The following is a 20,037-nucleotide window of genomic DNA, read 5'->3' on the forward strand; positions in this document are numbered from 1 at the left end:
CCCTTACCATTCGGCTGCGATCTGGGTCCGCGCGGCCGAAAGCTTGCGGAAGAAATAGACGGTGAAGAGGATGGAAAGCAGGATCGCGACATAGGCCATGGCATTGGCGAGGCCCATGCGGGCATCCGCATAGGCGGTGCGCGAGATGAGCGTCCAGAGCAGTTCCGTACGCTTTGCCGGACCGCCATCCGTCATGATCTTCACGATGTCATAGGCGCGGGCGACGTCGAGCGAACGGATCGTCATGGCGATATAGGCGAAGGGCATGATGAAGGGCCAGGTGACGTAGCGGAACGTCTGCCAGGGCGTGCAGCCATCGACGCGCGCCGCCTCGATCGGCTCCTTCGGCATGGCGAGCAGGCCGGCCAGGATGAGGATGGCGAAGACCGAGGTGGACGACCAGACTTCGGCGACGAGGATCGCGAAGAAGGCGAGCGAACCGTCGATCAGCCACGGGATCGCTTGATCGGTGAGGCCGAGCGACTGCAGGGCGTTGTTCACGAGGCCGATATTGTCGTTGAACATGAACTTGAACTGGAAGCCGACGAGGATCGGCGAAAACATCATGGGAAACATCATGATGGTGCGCAGCAGCCGCTGGCCGCGCGTGGCCTTCTCGACAAGCATGGCCAAGCCGAGGCCGAGCAGCATCTCGACATTGAGCGCGACCGTCAGCAGGAGCACGGTCCGGCCAAAGGCCGTCCAGAACTCGATATCCGTCAGGATGCGCACATAGTTGCGGAAACCGATCAGGGTAAAGAGCGATGCCGGCTGCGTCAGCCGGAACGGCGTGAAGCTTGAATAGAGCGACAGGATCAGCGGAATGATGACGACGGCTGCCAGCACCAGAATGGCGGGCAGCAGAAGCAGAAACGGTGCCGGTGGCCTCCAGCCTTTCATATCGGCTTCTCCTGTCTTCACGAATGCAAGGAAAACCCGCCTGCCGAGACCGGTAGCGTTCTCTCGTTTTCCGAAATGTCATTAGGGGTGGCAAGTGGCGCCGCAAGGCGGCGACACAAGGGTTACAAGTGGCGCCGGGTGACCGGCGCCACAGGGTACGCTTAGAGCGCGCCCGCGTCTTCGAGGATCTGCGTTGCCTTGGCGGCGGCGGCATCCAGCGCTTCCTTGGAGGTCTTGTCGCCGAGGATGGCGGCCTGAAGCTCCGGATAGACGGCGTTGGAGATTTCGATCCACGATGCCGTCTGCGGTACTGCGAAGGCGTGCTTTGCGGCTTCCTGGAAGGCGCTCAGGACTTCCTTGCGGTACGGGTCGCTTTCAGCCTGCTGGATATTGTATTCCCAGACGGCCGTGCGCGTCGGCAGCGGACCGGCGGCGGATTCCAGCTTCTGGCTGTCCTCGTTGGTGAGGAACCAGACGAGCGAGGCGGCGGCGTCCTTGTTGGCGCAGCTTTCCGTGACCGAGAAGCCATGGTGGCCGGACCAGCCGGTGCGCTTGCCGGAAGAACCGGCCGGCTGCACCTTCACGCCGACATTGCCGGCAACCTTGGACGCCTTCGGGTCGTTGAAGAAGCTCGCCCAGCCAGGCCAGTCGAGATTGACCGCGATCGTGCCCGAGGCGAAGCCCTGGCCGAGATCGTCCCACAGATAGTTGGTCGTGCCGGCCGGAACGGCCTTGGCCTTGTAGAGGTTCACGAACCAGTCGAGCGCGCGCACGCCGGCTTCCGAATTGAAGGTCGGCTTGCCGTCAGCGGCGAGATATTCACCGCCTTCCGCGACCAGCATTTCATAGAAGCGGCCGTTGATCGCCTCTTCCTTGCCGGCATATTGCGTGCCGTAGAAATCCGGCGGGCTGGAGAAGAAGGTCGCCTGGTCGGTGACCTGCTGCCAGGTATCCGGCGGCGTCAGGTCGTAGCCGTACTTCTCCTTGAACGCCGCCTTCTTGGCGTCGTCCTGGTAGAGGCTCTTCTGGTAGTAGAGCGCGGAAACATCGAACTGCGCGCGCGGCAGCATGACCAGCTTGCCGCCGAGCGTCGAGGACGCGATGTTGGCCGGCACGAAGGCGCCGATCTCTTCCTTCGGCAGCAGCGCGTTCAGATCGGTGTAGATATCGGGATATTGCGGGGCGAAGGACGAATGGTTCGAGCCGACGCACCAGGTGATGTTGCCGGTCGCGATGTCAGACTTGATCTCCTTGTCCAGCTCGAAATGGTTCTTCTTCGAGAGAACGTTCACCTTCGCGCCGGTCGCCTTTTCCCATTCGGCGATGCGCGCATAGAGCGCCTCATACTGCTGACCGCCGATGAGCTTCGCATCGACGGTGACGCCTTCAAACTTACCCGGCAGATCGGCAGCAAGGGCAGCACCCGCCCACGCGCAGATCACGGCCCCGGCGGCAACGCCGGCTAGAAATCTTGTCATTCTTTCCTCCCAGTGGCTTTTCGCCAGCCCTTACCAATAAGAGCTTCATTCATATACAAACCATTTATTCATCTGGCGTCAAGTGATAACTGAGAACAGCGCATTGTCACGCCTGATTTATGCGTATATGAAATTGCTTATTCACAGGGGATGGCGCGTGTCAGAAGACGAAAACGATCGCTACAGGGCGCCGGCCCTCGACAAGGGCCTGGATATTCTCGAACTTCTCGCCGCCGTCGACGGCGGCCTGACCCAGGCGGAAATCGCCAAGCGGCTCGACCGCAGCCCGAACGAATTCTACCGGATGCTCGATCGGCTGGTGAAGCGCGGTTACGTCACCCGTATCGACGGCGACCGCTTTTCGCTCACCTTGAAACTCTTCGGCCTCGCCCAGCTGCACGCGCCTGTCCGCCGCCTCGTCTCCTTTGCCATTCCGCTGATGCGCGAGCTTGCCGAAACGTCGCGGCAGGCCAACCAGCTCGTCGTGTTCGACCGCGGCAATCCCGTCGTCATCGCCCAGCAGGAAGCGCCCGGATATTGGGGCATCTCCATTCGCGTCGGCTCGCGCATCAGCCTGTTCGAGACCGGGTCCGGCCATGCCCTGCTGGCGTTCCGCTCTCCGGAAGAGCGCATGCGCATGATCGCCGAAAATGTCGGCAGCGGCGGCGAGGATGCACGCGTGACGCCGGAATTCCTGGCGCGCCTCGACCTCATCCGCGCGCGCGGCTACGAGATGATGCCAAGCGCCCAGACGGCCGGCGTCATCAATCTTTCCGCACCGGTGCTTGGCGCGGATGGCACGGCGATCGCGGCTCTAACCGTCCCCTACATCACGCTGATCAACACGCCGACGGCGCCCGATATCTCCACCACCATCCAGCTGATTAGCGAGACGACGCGCACGCTTTCCGAAATGGCGGGCGCGGGCTTCAACGCAGACGATTGATAAAATTCGTATTTGAATAGATCATTCCTATGCGGCAGTGTCCTCACATCAGAGGAGACACGCATGCCGCCGACCGTCGGAATTGAAAGCACCCATCCCAAGACCATGCCGGAAGCCCACGCCGCCTTGCCGGTCTGGAACGCGGAAAACTGGTTCTACGAGGATTTCGAGATCGGCCACAGGATCCGCTCGCTGCGCCGCACGATCTCGGAAGGCGAATCGATGCAGTTCAATGCGCTGGTGCTCGACATGCACCCCTATGTCGGCGACCAGATCTTTGCGGAGAGCGAAGGCCTGTTCGGGCGCCGCCTCGTGGCAGGCGCCTTCGTGTTTTCGGCCGGGCTCGGGCTGGTGGCGACGAACTGTGTCAACGCCTTTTCCTACGGCTACGATCGCCTGCGCTTCATCAAGCCCGTCTTCATCGGCGACACGATCTATACGATCCGCACCAATCTCGATAAGCATCCGAAATACGACGAACTCGGCCTCATCCGCGCGTCCTACGAGGTCTTCAAGGGCGAAGGCGAACTCGTGCTCTACTGCGAGCATATCCAGACGGTGAAATACCGCGACGGCAAGCCTCAGGCGTGAGTGGGGCGCCTGCCCCACTCGAGGGTCGTCCTACCGAAAGCTTCGCAGAAAGAGGTCGTTGAGGTCCGCGACGGCTTTTGCTGCCGGTTCGCGGCCTGTGACCGCCTGATTGATGCGTTGGGATGCGGCCTCCTGGAACGGCATGTAGCCGTCATGCCGCGGCCGAAGCCAGGCGCCCTCCAGCGTGCGTCGCGTGTTGCGGTAGAAACCGAGCGTCGCCACATTGGCACCCTCGTCTTCCCACCCGGCCGCATGGCCGGGTTGTCCGCCGGAGCGCCAATAGCGACCGGCCTGCTGCTCTGCGCCGGCAATCCAGTAGGCAAAATCGATCGCAGCATCGCGATTGGCTGAAAAGGCCGAGACGGCAATACCCGTGCCGCCGAGCGCCGATCCGACCGGCCCGCCGACGCCCGCCACCGGCATGTCGGCAAAGGCGATGCGGTTTGCCCGGAACCCTTCCAGGGAATAGCTGACATAACCGTAGATCAGTGGGGAAAGACTGCAACGCGCATCCGCTTCGCCCATCCTGTCCAGCACGGCGATCGGATCCATGCTGATACAGGCGGGATCGATGAGTGCGGCCAGTTCCCGGATCATTTCAATGGCCTGAACGCCGATATCCGCATCGACGAAGGGCCGGTCTTTTTCCACCGAGCACGGTCTGCCGAGATTGCCGCACAGCGTGAACAGACACATCAGGGAATGCGGCGGGCGCAGCGGCAGCAGGACCTCGCCGGTTTTCGCAAGGTCGAGAACATCCTGCCACGTCGTCGGCGCGGCACCGAGGCGATCCGGGCGGTAGGCGAGCACCTGCGTGGCCGCGTCGATCGGGAAGGCCCATTGGCGACCCTGCCAATTGTAGCTCGGGAAGGACGCGCCGACGGTGCCGGCCGAAAGCCCGGCGAAATCCGTCTCCCGGCCAGGCACATCGAGCGCCGCAAGGCAGTTCTCCGCCGTGATCTGGCCGACATGCGGGTGGTCGATGACGATGAGATCGTAGAGCCGGGCGAGTTCCTCCACCGGGTAGCTCTCGAAATCCTGCAGCGAGCGCTTGTCCCATTCGACGGCGACACCGGTCTGCTTCAGCCAGTCTTCGGAGCAGGCCACCATCGGATCGTAACCGCGGGGATGGCTCCAGGTCATGCCTTTCAGGACGATCGTGCTCATCAGGCAAATTCCTCACGGATGCGAGCGGTGTGTTCGCCGATCCGCGGCGCGGCGCGGCCGCCGGACGGCCGCGTGCCATCCACGCGGATGGGGCAGCGGGTCGTGCCGACGGAGACATCGTCTTCGCGCGTCACGGTTTGCAGCATGTCCAGGATCTGGAAGCCCTCGCTCGTCAGCAGTTCGGGCCACTCCAGCACCTTGGAGCACCAGATATCGGCGGGCTCCAGTATGGAGAGCCAATGATCGACCGTTTCGGCCGCGATGCGCGCCGCGATGATCTGCTTGATCGTATCGCGCTCGGTGAACCAGGCCTTGGCGTCATCGCGATAGACCGCCAACGCATCCAGTTCCAGCAGGTCCTGCAAGCGCCCGATCGGCATCATGGCGATGGCGAGATAACCATCCTTGGCCGGATAAACGCCATAGGGCGCCGAAAGATAGGCATGCGCGCTGCGAAAACCGGACCGCTTCGGCTTGCGGCCGCCATCGTTCAGATGCGTGGTCAGCACCTCGAACTGGAAATCGACGAGGCTTTCGAGCAGGCTGGTCTGGATATGCGCGCCCTTGCCGGAAATGCCACGGCGCACGAGCGCCGCAAGAATGCCCTGGCAGGTATTGGCGCCGGCCAGCATGTCCGCGACGGCGAGACCGAACGGCACCGGCCCCTGCTGCTCGTCGCCATTCAGCCACATCAGGCCCGAGCGCGCCTGCGCCAGGAGATCCTGTCCCGGCCGCAGGACCCAGGGCCCCTCTTCGCCATAGCCGCTGATCGAGGCATAGACGATCGCCGGGTTGATCGCCTTCACCGCTTCGTAATCGAGGCCGAGCCGTTCGATGACGCCCGGCCGGAAATTCTGGATGACGACATCCGCCGTGCCGATCAGCTTGCGCAGGAAAGCGAGATCGTCGGCATTCTTCAGGTCGATGCCAAGGCTTTCCTTGCCGCGGTTGATGGCGTGGAACAGCGTCGAATCCCCGCCGACCTCCGTGTCGCTGAGATAAAGCCGCCGTGAAAGGTCGCCACCATCAGGCCTCTCGATTTTTATGACGCGTGCGCCAAGGTCGAGCAATCGAAGCGAACAATAGGGGCCAGATAGGAATTGGCTCATATCGATGACGGTTAAGCCGGCCAACAATCCGTTATCGTCCATTTCCCCCCCAGTTCAAACCAGTCGCGTAAATTTCTATGTGAATGTTCGCTTTATATATGAGCGCATGGAGCGAACTGTCAACACAACGTTGATCCGCACGGAACCTGCCGTGATACACGGCGTACCGGCCGATACGGGCCTTCCCATCGGGAAAACGCGCTTTTTGAAAATGATTTGGCAGCGTGCGCTCTGGTCCGTTGCCGAAAGCGCGGGAGGACGGCATCGCCGATCTCGAAAATGGAATTGGGCCCGGCTACCGGCCCTCGGCGTTCCGCCGTTACGAGTTTGGTCGGATCGCAAGAAAAGGCGTCCATTGCCGCATCAGATGCGATGCATCTGATGCGGCATGCGGGCGATAGGGACGGCGGTCCTCAGTCTTCGAAAGCACCCGAACGCAACAGGGCCCGCGTCGCGCAAACCAGCGTGTTGAGCGGACGGTCATCCCGATAGACCGGAGCGGTCTTTCGCACACGGCCGTAGAGGGCCTGCGTGCCATTCGCCCTGCCGCTCGGGCCGGGCTGCATGTCATAGGCCTGCGCAGCCGCCAGGACCTCGATGGCGAGCACGGTTTCGAGATTGGCGATGATCGCCAGCGCCTTGTCGGCGGCGGGTGTGGCGTGGGTGAGGATGTCTTCCTGCAAGGCGGAGGTTATGCCGCCGTCGAGACTGGCGGGGGCCGCAAGGCGGCGGTTTTCCGCGACAAGCCCGACCGCCGTGTACTGGATGATCATGAAGCCGGACGAGACGCCGCTGCCCTCCGCGAGGAAGGCGGGCAGACCGCTCACCAGCGGATTGACGAGCCGGTCGATGCGGCGTTCGGAAATGGCGGCAAGCTCCGCTGCCGCGATGCCAAGCGCATCCATGGCAAGGCCGAGCGCCGCACCCACGGCGTGGGCCTGAGAATGCACCTCGGGCGCCTCCGGCGAGCCGGCGACGACCGGGTTGTCCGTGACGCTCGACAATTCCCGGTTCACCACCTCCGCGATCTGCGCGACACTGTCGCGCACCGCGCCATGCACCTGCGGCACGGCGCGCAGGCTGAGCGGGTCCTGCGTGCGGGAGCCTGCGGATTGGGCGAGCAACGCACTGCCCGACAGCAGGCGGCGCAGGTTTTCGCCGACGGCCTGAAGGCCGGGCGACGTGCGCAGTGCGAGCGGCGCGGCGGCGAAGGGACCCGCCTGCGCACCGAGATTTTCGTAGCTCATCGCTGCGCCGGCATCGGCCCAATCGAGCAGATGCGTCGCTCGAGCGACGGCAAGGCTGGCAAGACCGGTTGCGCAGGGCGTTCCGTTGACGAGGCTGAGGCCTTCCTTGGCCCCAAGCACCAGCGGCGCGCGCCCGAGTGTCTCCAGGGCTTGCCGGCCGGAGATGGTCTCACCCTTGTGACGCGCCTCGCCCTCACCAATCAGCACTATGCCGATGGCGGCTGCATGGGTGAGGTAGCCGACCGAACCCTTCGATGGGATGACCGGCAGGATATCGGCGTTGAGCAACGCCAGCAGCGTCTCCACCGTCTCCACCCGCACGCCGGAATAGCCGTGCGAAAAGTTGGCGATCTGCGCGGCCATCACGGCGCGGGTTTCTTCCCGGCCGAGCGGTTCGCCGACCCCGCAGGCGTGGCTGAGGAGAATGTTGCGCGACAGCGCCTGCTGCTCGGGAATATCCACGATCACATCGCATAGCGCGCCGACGCCGGTATTGATGCCGTAGCCGCGCACGCGCTTTTCGACAAGTGCGTCGACGATGGCGCGCGCATTCGCGATGCGCTGCCATGTCGTGTCCGATAGGGAGAGCGCCGCGCCCCTGGCGACAGCGGCGATCTCCTGGAAGCTCAAGGGGCGATCGAGAACGATCGTCTCAGGCATGATGCGGCTCTCCTGCGCCGGCGCGGCGCTGCACGAAGCGGGCGACATAGTCGTTGGCGGGGCTGTTGAGGATTTCGCTCGGCGTGCCGACCTGCACCAGCTTGCCATCCTTAAGGATTGCGATCTGCGCGCCGATACGCAAGGCCTCGTCGAGATCGTGCGTGATGAAGACGATGGTCTTGTGCAGGTTCTTCTCGAGCTGGAGCAGCTGGTCCTGCATATCGGCGCGGATCAGCGGGTCGAGCGCGGAAAAGGCCTCGTCCATCAGGATGACGTCGGTATCGGCGGCAAGCGCCCGTGCCAGACCGACGCGCTGCTTCATGCCGCCGGAAAGCTGGTGCGGAAACTTGTTCTCATAGCCGGCAAGACCGACGGTCTCGATCCACTTCATGCCGATAGGCTTCGCATCGTCCTTGGCGAGCCCGCGCACGCGCTGGCCATAGACGACATTCTGCAACACGGTGCGATGCGGCATCAGGCCGAAATTCTGGAAGACCATGCTGACGCGGCGGTTGCGGAAATCGCGCAGCTCCTTGGGCTTCAGATCCAGCACGTTGCTGCCATCGACGAGGATTTCGCCGCTCGTCGGCTCGATCAGGCGGTTGATGTGGCGCACCAGCGTCGACTTGCCGGAACCCGAGAGACCCATGATGACGAAGACGCGGCCGCCGGGAATATCGAGGCTGACATTGTCGAGGCCGACGCTGCACCCGGTCTTGGCGAGGATTTCGCCCTTGTCGGCGCCTTGCTGGGTCATGGCGAGTGCCGCCTTCCAGTTGCCGCCGAAAATCTTGGAAACGTTGCGGATCTTGATGTCAGTCATTGCCGCGCTCCTTCCGGCTCATCTGGCCAAAACCCTGCGTGATGCGATCGAGCACGATCGCGAGGATGACGATGCCGACGCCGGCTTCCAGCCCCTTGCCGACATCGAGCGTCTGGATGCCGTTCAACACCTGCTCGCCGAGACCACGCGCGCCGATCATCGAGGCGACGACGACCATCGAGAGCGCCATCATGATCGTCTGGTTGAGACCGGCCATGATGGTGGGCGTGGCAAGCGGCAGTTCGACGCCGAAGAGGATCTGCGACGGGCTGCCGCCGAAGGCGGTTGCGGCTTCGACGACTTCGCCGTCCACCTGGCGGATGCCGAGGTCGGTGAGGCGAATGAGCGGCGGCACCGCATAGATGATGGTGGCGAGCACCGCCGGCACCTTGCCGAGGCCAAAGAGCATGATCGCCGGAATGAGATAGACGAAGCTCGGCATGGTCTGCATGACATCGAGCACCGGCAGCGTGATGCGCCGCATCAGCTCGCTCTTGGCAAGCCAGATGCCCATGGGCACGCCGATGGCCACCGAGATGAGGCTGGCGATCAGCATCAGCGCCAGCGTCTGCATCGTCAGATCCCAGAGGCCGAGCGCGCCGACGGCGAACAGCATGACGGCGACCGTGACGACCAGCGAGATCTTCTTCGACGCGGCCCAGGCAAGCGCCAGGAAGACGAGGAAGACGGCCCACCAGGGCAGGCCGCGCAGGATCCATTCCACGAAAAGGATGGCCTGAAGCAGCGTCTGCGAGATCGCCTTGAAGACGAACCCGTAGTTCACCACCAGCGACTGCACGAAATCGTTGATCGGGCCTCGAATGGAAATATGGAAAGCTTCAGGAAACATCGGTGACATCCTCGCGCGCGCCAACCGCCCCTCCGGCAGCCGGCCCCTGTCCTGACGGGAAAAGACTGCGCGCCGTTCTTGCGGCGCGCAGTCCTGCGGTTACTTGACGGCAGCTTCGATGCGCGCCTTGGCATCTGCCGAAACCCAGCCGCCCCAGACGTCGGCCTTGGTCTGCAGGAAGTTCTTGGCAGACGCAACAGCATCGACCTTCTGGTCGGTCATGTAGGCGAGGCTGGCATTGACTTCCTCCAGCGGGAAGGTCGCCTTTTCGAGGATTTCCACGATTTCCGGCGCTTCGCTTGCGAAGGTGCTGTTGATGCCATAGGCGACTTCGACGGACGGGAAGGCGCAGCCGGCTTCACGCTTGCCGTCGGCGCTCGTCAGTTCCTTCCAGCAGGCTTCGCTGTAGGCCGGCTCCTCGAGCTGGACGAGCTTGTACTTGCCCATGATCGCCGTCGGGCTCCAGTAGTAGAACAGCATCGGCTCCTGCTGGAGATAGGCGGCGGCAATGGCGGCATCAAGCGCCGTGCCGGTGCCGGGGCGGAAGTTCACATAGGCCTCGCCGAGCTTGTAGGCTTCGAGCTTGGCGGTGTTGACGCCCTCGCAGGTCCAGCCCGAGGGGCAATTCAGGAAACGGCCCTTGGTCGGCTCCTCCGGGTCCTTGAACAGTTCGACGAATTTCGGGTCGGAAAGCTGCCCGACGCTCTTGAGGTCCGCCGCCTTCGCTCCATCGCCCTTGACGAGATATTCCGGCACGAACCAGCCTTCCGCCGCGCCGACGAACGTCTTGCCGACCGACTTCACCTGGCCGGCTTCGGCAGCCTTGTTCCAGACGTCGGAACGGCCGATCCATTCCTCGGCGAAAATCTGCACGTCGTTGTTGGCCGTCGCCTGTTCCAGCGTCACGGAGTTGCCGGGAATGGAATCGACCTTGCAATCGTAGCCCTTGCTGAGGATTTCCTTCATGACTTCGGTAATGAAGGCGCCGCTTTCCCAGTCGATGCCGGCAAAGGTGACGGTCTTGCCGTCGCCGCAATAGGAAGCGTGGGCCGTGCCGGCCGAACCGCCGAGAAGCGCGACGGCGGCGAGAAGTGCGTATTTCAGTTTGGAATTCAGCATGTCAGTTCCCCTTTTTGATGATGTGACGTTGAAAACCGGATTTGGAGGCCGCTGTCGCGGCCGGCATGCCATGTGGAACCTTTCCTCAAGTTCACTATACAACTTAACAGACATTAATCCTGCGATGCCGACAACAGAGCGCGCCTGATGGCGACATCTTTTGTCGATTTTCGAATGAAGCTCCAAAGCGAAGCCTCGAAAGCCGCAAGCGACATCCACTCCCCGGCCATGACCGCCTTAAAGCGTCAGTTTCAGGTATTTTTTGTACTCTTCCGCGCGTCGGAAAGGCGTGAAAAGCTGTTTTTGAGGCCCCCACCTCTATCGGCGCACCCATTACGCGGGCGCTGCCCATATTGCGGCCAAACCAAAGACAAGTTTTGCGATCCGCCTCAAGTTGTATATGCAACATTGCAGATTTTTAACAGACAAGCAAGTGGCGCAAATCGAAAACCGCGCTTACTTTCATCGGATATATTCTGTAAGCAGGTGCTGATCTCAATGCGGGGAGCCGTGGCGATGCTGAACCAAGACACCGGCCTTTCGCCGAGGGACGCGAAGGATCGTGGCGCGCCGATCTATGAGTGGATGAAGACCGAAATCCGGGCGCGGATCGAGACCGGCGAATGGCCGGTCAACCATCGCATTCCCTCGGAAAACGAACTGGTGGAATCGCTTGGCGTCAGCCGCATGACGGCCAATCGCGCATTGCGCGAGCTCGCCAACGAGGGGGTGATCACCCGCGTGCAGGGCAAGGGCTCGTTCGTCGCGCCCAAGAAGCGCAGTGCGCAGGCGCTTGGCGTGCGCAACATTGCCGACGAGATCCTGGAGCGCGGCTCGGTCCACCGCACGGAACTCATCCTCGCCCAGAGCGAAACCTGTGGCCACGAACTGGCGGCGGCGCTGGAGCTGGATGTCGGCGCGCAGTGCTTCCATTCGGTCATGGTGCATAACGAAGATGACGTACCGATCCAGCTGGAGGACCGCTTCGTCAATCCCGCCGTCGCGCCTGACTATCTGGAGCAGGATTTCGTCGCGACGACGCCCAATGCCTTCCTGACGAGCATCGCGCCGATTGCCAAGACAGAGCAGTTCATCGAGGCCGTGCTGCCGCAACCCTGGGAATGCAAGGTTCTCGCCATCGCCCGCTTCGAGCCGTGCATCCTCATCCGCCGCCGTACCTGGTCGCACGACCGGGTGGTGACGTCGGTCCGGCTGCTCTATCCAGGCTCGCGCTACCGCCTGCAGAGCAACTTCTGACCGACGGACGGCCAACACGCGGCCGAAACCGCTGTCGCCGTCGATGAACGGGCTGAGCGATCAATTGCGGCTATCTCCGATGGAGAAGGCCGGCTGAAGACCAGCCCGCCGTCTTCCTTCACGACACCTTGATCGCCCGACATCCGGCGCGGCCGCACAATGGCGCGGGGCCGTCCGAAGGCTGCGCGACGATCGGCTTCTGTCGAATTTCTTTACAAGCTCAAACGGATATTCACGGTAGGATCGCCATTCCATGGCGCTTCGAGTGCCTGCGCGTTGACTTTTGTCAGCGTCAGTGACTAATGTCAAAACATCCGACGAAAGAACCCTGATGCCTGTCCGACCGAACGACCAGATCATTCACAAGGCCGCCTGGCTCTACTACACGCATGGCCTGCGGCAGGACGAGGTCGCCCAGCGGCTCGGAATCTCCCGCGCCTCGATCGCCATGTATCTGCGCAAGGCGCGCGAGATGGGGATCGTCACGATCTCGACCTCCTCGGAGCTGTTTTCCGACGACGTGCTGGCCCGCGAGCTGGAAGACGCGACGGGGCTGACCACCGCGTGGCTGGTGCCGGAAGATCGTCAGGCGATGGATCCGGCGGCGGAAATGCCCGTCGTTGCCGCTTCGGTCTTTCTCGAACTGATCAACAAGGGCGACCGGATCGGCGTCGCCTGGGGCCGCACCGTCTATCACATCGCCGACGTCATGCCCTTTGCCGACCTGCGCGGCGTCACCGTCGTGCAGCTCTGCGGCAATCTCGGCGCGCCCTATTCCTACCGGCCGGACCAGTGCACCACCGAAATCGCCCGGCGCCTGAATGCGGAAGGCATCAACTTCTATGCGCCGCTCGTGCTCTCTTCCGAGCGCCTCGCCGATGAGCTGCGTGGCGAGCCCGTCATCAAGGAGCAGCTTGCGACGATCTCGGATTGCAATCTCGCACTCTATTCCGTCGGCGGCATCGAGGACGACAGCCATCTCGTCAAATGCGGCGCGCTGTCGGCGGCCGACATGCATGCCATGGGCGAGAAGGGTGCAGCCGGCGTCATCGCCGGCCAGTTGATCGACCATGATGGGCAATGGATGGACTGCAACCACAATCGCCGCTGCATTTCCGCCGATCTCGATTCTATCCGTTCCATCAAGAAACGCATGCTGGTCGTGCAGGAGGACAACAAGTTCGAGCCGCTGCTGGCCGCGCTGAAGGGCGGCTTCGTCTCGCATCTCGTCGTCACCACATCGATGGCGCGGCGGATTTTGCAGCGCTGGTCCAAGGATGGGCTCGGCAAGAGCGGTTTGAGTAAAGACGGTTCGGGCAAGGCTTGAGCCAAGACTGTTTGGGTCCGCCGATGCCGGCCGGACCGGTTTATCGGGAGGCTGAACACGATGGAAAATCTCTGGCGCGACGACGAGGCGGAAAAGGTCGTCGCCGGCTATGCGGCAAAGGGCGTCAACCGCGACCTGGCGCTGCGCACCTATACGACACGGCTGCTCGGCGGCGAGCCACGCCTTGTGCTGCACGGCGGCGGCAACACCTCCGTGAAGACCGAAGTGACCGATCTCGTGGGTGACACTCACGCCGTACTCTGCGTCAAGGGCAGCGGCTGGGATATGGGCGTAATCGAGCCGCCGGGCCTGCCCGCCGTGAAGATCAGCGCGCTCCTCAAGAGCCGCAAGCTCGAAAAGCTCTCGGACGAGGACATGGTGACGCTGCTGCGCGCCAATCTGATCGATCCCGGTGCGCCGAACCCCTCGGTGGAAGCGCTGCTGCACGCCTTCCTGCCGCACAAATTCATCGACCACACCCATTCGACCGCTATCCTCGCCATCGCCGACCAGGCGAAGAGCCGGGAGATGAGCGCCGAACTCTTCGGCACCAAGATGGGTTTCGTGCCCTATATCATGCCCGGCTTCGCGCTCGCCAAGGCGGCCGCCGAAGTCTTCGAGCAGGACCCGACGGTCGAGGGCCTGATCCTCGACAAACACGGCATCTTCACCTTCGGCGACACCGCCAAGGAAGCCTATGACCGGATGATCCACTATGTCACGGTCGCAGAAGACCATGTGAAGACCAACGGCCGCAACCCCTTCACGCCGGCCGCCCTGCCCGCTTCGCTGGCAAGCCCCGCCGACATCGCCGCCATGCTGCGCGGTGCGGTCGCGGTCGACAGGGGCGAAGGCCGCTACGACCGCATGGTCAGTGTGTTCCGTTCGTCTCCGGCCATTCTCGACTTCGTCAACGCGGTTGAAGTCAACGACATCGCAGCACGTGGCGTGTCCACGCCCGATCTTTCCATCCGCATCAAGACCGGCCCGATGGTGCTGCCGGCACCGGCCAAGGACGATCTTGCCGGCTACCGCGCGGTCATCGACCAGCATGTCGCCGCATTCGCCGCCGACTACACCGAATACTTCCGCAGCAACGACGCCCGCGACGACGTCAAGCGCACCATGCTCGATCCCATGCCGCGTCTGACGCTGGTGCCCGGCCTCGGCATGTTCGGCCATGGCCGGACCTTCAAGGATGCGACGATTGCCGTCGATGTCGGCGAGATGTGGATCGAGGCCGCACGCGACGCCGAATCCGTCGGCCGTTTCGAGCCGGTCAGCCGTCCCGATCTCTTCGATCTCGAATACTGGTCGCTGGAACAGGCGAAGCTGGCCGGCGCCAAGCCGAAACCTTTCACCGGACAGGTCGCCATCGTCACCGGCGGGGCCGGCGCCATCGGCGCGGCGGTTGTCAAGGCTTTTGCGGCCGAGGGCGCCCATGTCGTGGCGCTCGATCTCGATGGCGAGAAGGCGGCGGCAGTCGCCAAGGCGGCTGGCAACGGATCCATCGGCATCGCCTGCGACATCACCGATCCCGTCTCCGTGCGCACCGCCTTCGACAAGGCGATCGCCACCTTTGGCGGTGTCGATATCGTCGTGTCCAATGCGGGTGCGGCCTGGGAAAGCCCGATCGCCACGATGGACGACGCGTTGCTGCGCAAGAGTTTCGAACTGAACTTCTTCGCCCACCAGACCGTGGCGCAGAATGCCGTGCGCATCATGAAGGCGCAGAAGACCGGCGGCGTGCTGCTGTTCAATGCCTCGAAGCAAGCAGTCAATCCCGGCGCGAAGTTCGGCGCCTATGGCCTGCCGAAGGCCGCAACGCTCTTCCTGTCGCGGCAGTACGCCCTGGAACACGGCGCCGACAACATCCGCGTCAACGCCGTCAATGCCGACCGCATCCGCTCCGGCCTGCTGAACGACGAGATGATCGCCAACCGCGCAGCGGCCCGCGGCCTCTCCGTCAAGGACTATATGGGCGGCAACCTGCTCGGCCTCGAAGTGACGGCCGAAGACGTCGCGCGCGCCTTCGTGCACCACGCGCTTGCCGAACGCACGACCGCCGACGTCACCACCGTCGATGGCGGCAATATCGCAGCAGCGATGCGCTGAACCCGAGAATTGGCGCGGGGCGGCCTTAGGGCCGGCCCGCTCTAACGCAGAAGGCGGCGCTCCAGAAACGACTGCATGTCACGCCGGCCATCGACAACGCAGTAGACCACCACATCCTGCCCCATGATGCGGTAGACCACACGCCACGGCTTGTGATGGAGTTCCCGATACTCGCCGAGGCCGATGGAGACGAGTTCCTTCGGGATGTTCCCGCGCTCGGGGAATGCATCCAGGCCGGTGATCGCAGCCTCGATCTCGCCGAGGATGCGCTCTGCCGTGTCTGCTCCATCCCGGCGCGCAATGAAGTGATAGAGGTCCTCGATGTCCCGCTCGGCGTCCTGCGAAAGAAGAACGCGCCAGCCCATCAGCGTTTGGACAGGCGCTTGCGGATTTCAGCGAAGGCCTCACTGGCGGGACGTACCTTGCCGTCTTCGACCTGCCGTGTCGTCAACGCCAGCACCTTCAGGAGAGCGAGCGTCTCCTGCGTTTCTTCGTACTGGCCGACATCCTGAAGCACGGCCTTGGCTTCGCCGTGAACGGTCAGCACCACCGGCTGGCGGTTTTCCGAAAGAGCGCGCACGACTTCGGGCGCATGCGCCTTGAGGTAACTGATCGGCCGGACCTGTTCGGAAAACTTCATGGAGGGCTCCTTCGGACCAAATATAGTCTTTTAAAGGACCAGGCACAATAAGAAGGGGCGGCCCGATGGGCCGCCCCTTCTTCATTCGCTAACCCGAAATCAGGGCTTCGGCATCCATGCCGGCATGACGACATCGGCATGGGCGAACTGCGGCAGCTTCACGCCGAGTTCTTCCATGTTCTTGATGTCCTGATCGTTGAGATCCTTCTGGGTGATCAGGGTCGGCGGCACGATGACCTGCTTGCCCGGGTCTTCACCGGCCAGCAGCATGGCGAGCGAGCGCACCGAGACCTGACCGACCACGGCCGGGTTCGTCGCAGCCGTCGCAGCCCAGGCCGAGCCGGATTCGCGCATGGCGGCGATGTCCGAGGTCGAGATGTCGGCCGAGTAGATCTTGACGCTCGACGACATGCCGGCTTCGTCGACGGCGATCTTCACGCCCTTGGCGAATTCGTCATAGGGGGCGAACATCACGGTGATGTCGGGGTTGGCTGATATCACCGAACGCGCCTGGTTGGCGACCGAGTTGGCGATCGGGTTGTCCATCGTGCCGAACTGGGCGGCCTCGTTGATGCCCGAGTATTTCGCCTTGAACTCCTTCCAGGTCTCGTCACGGCGGTCGAGCGGCGCGATGCCGGCGACGTAGACGTAGCCGGCCTTGAAGCTCTCGCCATTGTCCTTGATCGCCTGCTCGAGTGCGAGGCGAGCCAGGTCACGGTCCGACTGCTCGACCTGCGGGATCTTGTCGTTTTCGACATTGACGTCGAAGGCGACGACCTTGATGCCGGCATCGACGGCACGCTGGGCGGCTTCCTTCATGGATTCCGTCAGGCCGTGCTGGATGATGATGCCCTGCACGCCGAGCGCGATGGCCTGGTCGACCATGTCGGCCTGGAGTGCTGCGTCCTGACGGCTGTCGAAGACCTGAAGCTGGACGCCGAGCGCCTTGGCCTGCGCTTCCACGCCGGCCAGGTAGGACTGGAAGAAGTCGCCGGTCGAGAGATAGCGCACGAGCGCGATCTTCACCTCGCCGGGCTTGTCGAACGGCTTGGGCATATCCGCCGCAAAGGACGGCACGGCAAACGACGCCGCGGCCATCAGCCCGAGCGTCAGCTTGCCCAGGGTTCTACGCGTAAAATTCATGTCAGTCTCCTCCACTGGTGAACTTTGGTGATCCGCCGGGGTTTTTCCCCTCAGCGTTTGCCTCTTTTCGAGAGCGCAAAGGTGAAAATCAGGGCGATGACGAGCACGGCGCCCTTGACGAAATCCTGGGTGTAATAGGGCGCATTCATCATCGTCAGGCCCTGCAAGAGGATGCCGACGAAGAGCGCGCCGATGGCCGTTCCGAAGGCGTTCGGCTTGGCGGCACCGAGCACGGCAAAGCCGATCAGCGCTGCCGCGACGGCGTCGAGAAGCAGGTTGTTGCCCGAGGCGATATCGCCGCGCCCAAGGCGGGCGGCCAGCAGAATGCCGCCGATCGAGGCGAAGACGCCCGAGATGATATAGGCCGAGATCTTGTAGGCATTGACCGGCGCACCGGCGAGGCTTGCGGCGCGCTCGTTGGAGCCGACGGCATACATCATGCGGCCGAAGCGGGTGTATTCGAGGAAGAACCAGATGACGATGGCGAGCACGATCAGCACGACCACCGAGACCGGCACGAGATTGGGCAGGATCAGGTCGAAGCGGTGGCGGCCGAGCGCCAGGAAGGCCGGGCTGAAGGCGCCCGTCGCCGTCGAACCGTCGGGCAGCGTCATGCCGGTGGCAATCGAGCGACCCTCGGTCGGGATGCGCTGGAGGCCGAGCAGCAGGAACATCATGCCGAGCGTCGCGAGCAGATCCGGCACGCGCATGTAGACGATGATGATACCGTTGACGAGGCCGACGAGCACGCCGACGGCCAGGCAGACGAGCGTCGCCGTCAGTGCGTCACCGCCCATCACCACCATCACATAGGACGAGGCCATCATGGCCGTGGTGGCAACCGAACCGATCGAAAGGTCGAAACCGCCGACGACGAGCGTCGCGGTGACGCCCAGCGCCAGAATACCCGTTATCGATACGGATTGCAGGATGAAGACCGCGCTCTGCGGCGAGGCGAAGCCGCCGGTGACAGCCGAGAAATAGAGCACCATGCCGACGAGCAGCACGAGGAAACCGTATTTGATCGCGGTTTCCCGGATATTGAGGGCGGCCGGCGGGATGGTGCCGGTGGCGGCGGATTTGCTCTGTTCACTCGTCATCATGCACTGACCTGTTGATAGAATTGCCCGGCGATCTCGGAGAGCAGCCGCTCGACATCGATGTCGGTATTGCGGTGCTCGCCCACGATGGTCTGTTCCGACATCACCAGGATGCGGTCGGCGACCTCGAAGGCTTCGTCGAGTTCCGTCAGGAAAAGAATGGTGGTTCGCCCGGCGGCGGAGGCGCGCAGCTTCGCGCCGATATCGCGGCGGGCGGCAATGTCGACGCCCTGGAAGGGTTCGTCGAGGATGAGCAGGCGCGACGGCTCGGACAGCCAGCGGCCGACCATGACCTTCTGCTGATTGCCGCCCGACAACGTCTGCATCTCGTCGCGCTCGCTGCGGCAGACAACACCGAGTTCGGCGATCTGTTGGCGCGCCTTGAGCTTCTCCGCCCGGCGGCTGGCAATGCCGAGGGACGACAGCCGGCGCAGAAAGGGCAGGCTGATATTCTCGTAGATATTGAAATCCGGCACGATGCCGCTGATCGCACGGTCCTTCGCGACGAGGAAGACGCCCTGCGCAATCGCCTGGCCTGTCGACTTCGGCGCATAGCGCTTGCCGTCCAAGGTCATTTCACCCGCCGTCGGCGCGCGTGCGCCAAACAGCGTTTCGGCGAGCGCCGTCTTGCCGACGCCGACAAGGCCGGTGACGGCGACGATTTCGCCATCGCCGAGATCGAAATCGAAGGGCCGCGTCTGTTCGGACAGTTTGAGACCGCGCACGCCGAAGACCGGGCGGCCCGCCGCGCGCACCGCAACCTCGCCGGATGAGACCTTGCGGCCGAGCATGGCATTGACCGCACCTTCATAGTCGAGTTCCGGCCCCTCGAAACGGCCGGTAATGCGGCCATCGCGCAAGGCGAGAATGCTGTCGGCGAGGCGGCGGATATCCGACATGCGGTGCGAGATATAGAGAATGGCGACGCCGCGCGCCTTCAGGCGGTCGACGAGATCGAACAGGCGATCGGCCTCCGCGCTCGACAGCGACGAGGTCGGCTCGTCGAGGATCAGAACCTTCGGCTCATGCGCCATGGCGCGCGCGATGGCCACCATCTGGCGGTCGGCCAGCGTCAGGTCGTTGATATTGGCCGAGAGATCGATCGCAAGGCCCATGCGGGAGGCGACGGCGGCGGCCTCGCGCCGCACCCGGCGCGGATTGAAGAACAGCCGTGCGCCGCGCCCGCTCAGCCGGTCGAGCGTCAGGTTGGTCGCGACATCGAGATCGGCGACCACGCCGTCATTGATGTTCTGGTGCACGGTAACGACACCGGCGCGGATCGCCTCGGCCGGGGTTGCCGGATCGAAGGCGGCGCCCGCCAGCGTGATGGCGCCGGCATCCCGCGTGTAGACGCCGGAGAGGATGCGCACGAGCGTGGATTTGCCGGCACCGTTGGCACCCATCAAAACCGTCACTGCGCCTGCCTTGAGGTCGAGGTCCACACCCTGAAGCACCGTTACCGGACCAAAGGATTTGCGCACGCCCTCAATGCGAAACACTGCCTGTTCGCTCATGTATTCCTCCCGATGACGCCACGTTAGGATAGGCTCTCATCAAATGTCAAG

The 20,037-nt window shown here is 63.3% G+C and carries 18 protein-coding genes; 5 read left to right on the forward strand and 13 right to left on the reverse strand.

Annotated elements, in window-relative coordinates; translation table 11 throughout:
* Positions 1–3: 3 nt before the first annotated feature.
* Together MUO32_RS10465 and MUO32_RS10470 are read right to left on the reverse strand one after the other, a co-directional pair.
* Entirely contained in the window at positions 4–900 is an 897-nt protein-coding gene (locus MUO32_RS10465; protein ID WP_257948166.1) for a carbohydrate ABC transporter permease, read from the reverse strand.
* Positions 901–1,061: 161 nt separating this feature from the next.
* Positions 1,062–2,378 (reverse strand): sugar ABC transporter substrate-binding protein, encoded by a 1,317-nt coding sequence (locus MUO32_RS10470; RefSeq protein WP_257948167.1) that lies wholly within the window; start codon positions 2,376–2,378, stop codon positions 1,062–1,064.
* A gap of 157 nt (positions 2,379–2,535) precedes the next feature.
* On the opposite strand from MUO32_RS10470, the gene MUO32_RS10475 reads away from it, so the two are divergent.
* Together MUO32_RS10475 and MUO32_RS10480 are read left to right on the forward strand one after the other, a co-directional pair.
* Positions 2,536–3,324, forward strand: coding sequence for an IclR family transcriptional regulator (locus tag MUO32_RS10475; RefSeq protein WP_257948168.1), 789 nt, complete (start codon positions 2,536–2,538; stop codon positions 3,322–3,324).
* Between the two features lie 63 nt (positions 3,325–3,387).
* The gene (locus tag MUO32_RS10480) at positions 3,388–3,915 is read left to right on the forward strand and encodes a MaoC family dehydratase (RefSeq protein ID WP_257948169.1); all 528 of its coding nucleotides are present in this window, start codon (positions 3,388–3,390) and stop codon (positions 3,913–3,915) included.
* A gap of 30 nt (positions 3,916–3,945) precedes the next feature.
* On the opposite strand, the gene MUO32_RS10485 is transcribed toward MUO32_RS10480, so the two are convergent.
* The 6 genes from MUO32_RS10485 to MUO32_RS10510 form a co-directional block, all read right to left on the reverse strand.
* Positions 3,946–5,082, reverse strand: coding sequence for an extracellular solute-binding protein (locus MUO32_RS10485; RefSeq protein WP_257948170.1), 1,137 nt, complete (start codon positions 5,080–5,082; stop codon positions 3,946–3,948).
* The gene (locus tag MUO32_RS10490; RefSeq protein WP_257948171.1) at positions 5,082–6,233 is read right to left on the reverse strand and encodes a CaiB/BaiF CoA-transferase family protein; all 1,152 of its coding nucleotides are present in this window, start codon (positions 6,231–6,233) and stop codon (positions 5,082–5,084) included. The genes MUO32_RS10485 and MUO32_RS10490 overlap by 1 nt, the downstream gene beginning before the upstream one ends.
* A gap of 371 nt (positions 6,234–6,604) precedes the next feature.
* A complete protein-coding gene (hutH, locus tag MUO32_RS10495; protein ID WP_257948172.1) occupies positions 6,605–8,098 on the reverse strand; it encodes a histidine ammonia-lyase in 1,494 nt (497 codons plus the stop codon).
* Positions 8,091–8,921 (reverse strand): glycine betaine/L-proline ABC transporter ATP-binding protein, encoded by an 831-nt coding sequence (locus MUO32_RS10500; protein ID WP_257948173.1) that lies wholly within the window; start codon positions 8,919–8,921, stop codon positions 8,091–8,093. Before MUO32_RS10500 ends, hutH begins: the two co-directional genes overlap by 8 nt.
* Complete coding sequence (locus MUO32_RS10505) at positions 8,914–9,771, reverse strand: proline/glycine betaine ABC transporter permease (protein WP_257948174.1); 858 nt, start codon at positions 9,769–9,771, stop codon at positions 8,914–8,916. The genes MUO32_RS10500 and MUO32_RS10505 overlap by 8 nt, the downstream gene beginning before the upstream one ends.
* A gap of 99 nt (positions 9,772–9,870) precedes the next feature.
* Positions 9,871–10,890, reverse strand: coding sequence for an ABC transporter substrate-binding protein (locus tag MUO32_RS10510; protein WP_257948175.1), 1,020 nt, complete (start codon positions 10,888–10,890; stop codon positions 9,871–9,873).
* Between the two features lie 516 nt (positions 10,891–11,406).
* Here MUO32_RS10510 and hutC point away from each other — a divergent pair.
* The 3 genes from hutC (at position 11,407) to MUO32_RS10525 (ending at position 15,589) form a co-directional block, all read left to right on the forward strand.
* Positions 11,407–12,147 (forward strand): histidine utilization repressor, encoded by a 741-nt coding sequence (gene hutC / locus MUO32_RS10515; RefSeq protein ID WP_257948176.1) that lies wholly within the window; start codon positions 11,407–11,409, stop codon positions 12,145–12,147.
* A gap of 331 nt (positions 12,148–12,478) precedes the next feature.
* Positions 12,479–13,474, forward strand: coding sequence for a sugar-binding transcriptional regulator (locus MUO32_RS10520; RefSeq protein ID WP_257948177.1), 996 nt, complete (start codon positions 12,479–12,481; stop codon positions 13,472–13,474).
* 60 nt (positions 13,475–13,534) lie between these two features.
* Positions 13,535–15,589 (forward strand): bifunctional aldolase/short-chain dehydrogenase, encoded by a 2,055-nt coding sequence (locus MUO32_RS10525; protein ID WP_257948178.1) that lies wholly within the window; start codon positions 13,535–13,537, stop codon positions 15,587–15,589.
* Between the two features lie 41 nt (positions 15,590–15,630).
* Here the strand turns inward: MUO32_RS10525 and MUO32_RS10530 are convergent, their stop codons facing one another.
* The 5 genes from MUO32_RS10530 to MUO32_RS10550 form a co-directional block, all read right to left on the reverse strand.
* Entirely contained in the window at positions 15,631–15,954 is a 324-nt protein-coding gene (locus MUO32_RS10530) for a type II toxin-antitoxin system RelE/ParE family toxin (protein ID WP_257948179.1), read from the reverse strand.
* On the reverse strand, positions 15,954–16,229 hold the full coding sequence (locus MUO32_RS10535; RefSeq protein ID WP_257948180.1) for a type II toxin-antitoxin system Phd/YefM family antitoxin: 276 nt from the start codon (positions 16,227–16,229) through the stop codon (positions 15,954–15,956). Before MUO32_RS10535 ends, MUO32_RS10530 begins: the two co-directional genes overlap by 1 nt.
* Positions 16,230–16,328: 99 nt before the next feature.
* Positions 16,329–17,372 (reverse strand): substrate-binding domain-containing protein, encoded by a 1,044-nt coding sequence (locus MUO32_RS10540; RefSeq protein ID WP_257948181.1) that lies wholly within the window; start codon positions 17,370–17,372, stop codon positions 16,329–16,331.
* Positions 17,373–17,422: 50 nt separating this feature from the next.
* Positions 17,423–18,472 (reverse strand): ABC transporter permease, encoded by a 1,050-nt coding sequence (locus MUO32_RS10545; protein WP_257948252.1) that lies wholly within the window; start codon positions 18,470–18,472, stop codon positions 17,423–17,425.
* Complete coding sequence (locus MUO32_RS10550) at positions 18,472–19,986, reverse strand: sugar ABC transporter ATP-binding protein (RefSeq protein ID WP_257948182.1); 1,515 nt, start codon at positions 19,984–19,986, stop codon at positions 18,472–18,474. The genes MUO32_RS10545 and MUO32_RS10550 overlap by 1 nt, the downstream gene beginning before the upstream one ends.
* Positions 19,987–20,037: the final 51 nt, after the last annotated feature.

It is taken from the genome of Shinella sp. CPCC 101442 (assembly GCF_024704725.1).
Taxonomy (GTDB): domain Bacteria; phylum Pseudomonadota; class Alphaproteobacteria; order Rhizobiales; family Rhizobiaceae; genus Shinella.

Coding starts and splice junctions, on each gene's coding strand:
- MUO32_RS10470 (WP_257948167.1), bottom strand. CDS start 2,378: ATGACAAGATTTCTAGCCGGCGTTGCCGCCGGGGCCGTGATCTGCGCG.
- MUO32_RS10550 (WP_257948182.1), bottom strand. CDS start 19,986: ATGAGCGAACAGGCAGTGTTTCGCATTGAGGGCGTGCGCAAATCCTTT.
- MUO32_RS10500 (WP_257948173.1), bottom strand. CDS start 8,921: ATGACTGACATCAAGATCCGCAACGTTTCCAAGATTTTCGGCGGCAAC.
- MUO32_RS10545 (WP_257948252.1), bottom strand. CDS start 18,472: ATGACGAGTGAACAGAGCAAATCCGCCGCCACCGGCACCATCCCGCCG.
- MUO32_RS10505 (WP_257948174.1), bottom strand. CDS start 9,771: ATGTTTCCTGAAGCTTTCCATATTTCCATTCGAGGCCCGATCAACGAT.
- MUO32_RS10535 (WP_257948180.1), bottom strand. CDS start 16,229: ATGAAGTTTTCCGAACAGGTCCGGCCGATCAGTTACCTCAAGGCGCAT.
- MUO32_RS10525 (WP_257948178.1), top strand. CDS start 13,535: ATGGAAAATCTCTGGCGCGACGACGAGGCGGAAAAGGTCGTCGCCGGC.
- MUO32_RS10510 (WP_257948175.1), bottom strand. CDS start 10,890: ATGCTGAATTCCAAACTGAAATACGCACTTCTCGCCGCCGTCGCGCTT.
- hutH (WP_257948172.1), bottom strand. CDS start 8,098: ATGCCTGAGACGATCGTTCTCGATCGCCCCTTGAGCTTCCAGGAGATC.
- MUO32_RS10540 (WP_257948181.1), bottom strand. CDS start 17,372: ATGAATTTTACGCGTAGAACCCTGGGCAAGCTGACGCTCGGGCTGATG.
- MUO32_RS10530 (WP_257948179.1), bottom strand. CDS start 15,954: ATGGGCTGGCGCGTTCTTCTTTCGCAGGACGCCGAGCGGGACATCGAG.
- hutC (WP_257948176.1), top strand. CDS start 11,407: ATGCTGAACCAAGACACCGGCCTTTCGCCGAGGGACGCGAAGGATCGT.
- MUO32_RS10485 (WP_257948170.1), bottom strand. CDS start 5,082: ATGAGCACGATCGTCCTGAAAGGCATGACCTGGAGCCATCCCCGCGGT.
- MUO32_RS10465 (WP_257948166.1), bottom strand. CDS start 900: ATGAAAGGCTGGAGGCCACCGGCACCGTTTCTGCTTCTGCTGCCCGCC.
- MUO32_RS10490 (WP_257948171.1), bottom strand. CDS start 6,233: ATGGACGATAACGGATTGTTGGCCGGCTTAACCGTCATCGATATGAGC.
- MUO32_RS10480 (WP_257948169.1), top strand. CDS start 3,388: ATGCCGCCGACCGTCGGAATTGAAAGCACCCATCCCAAGACCATGCCG.
- MUO32_RS10520 (WP_257948177.1), top strand. CDS start 12,479: ATGCCTGTCCGACCGAACGACCAGATCATTCACAAGGCCGCCTGGCTC.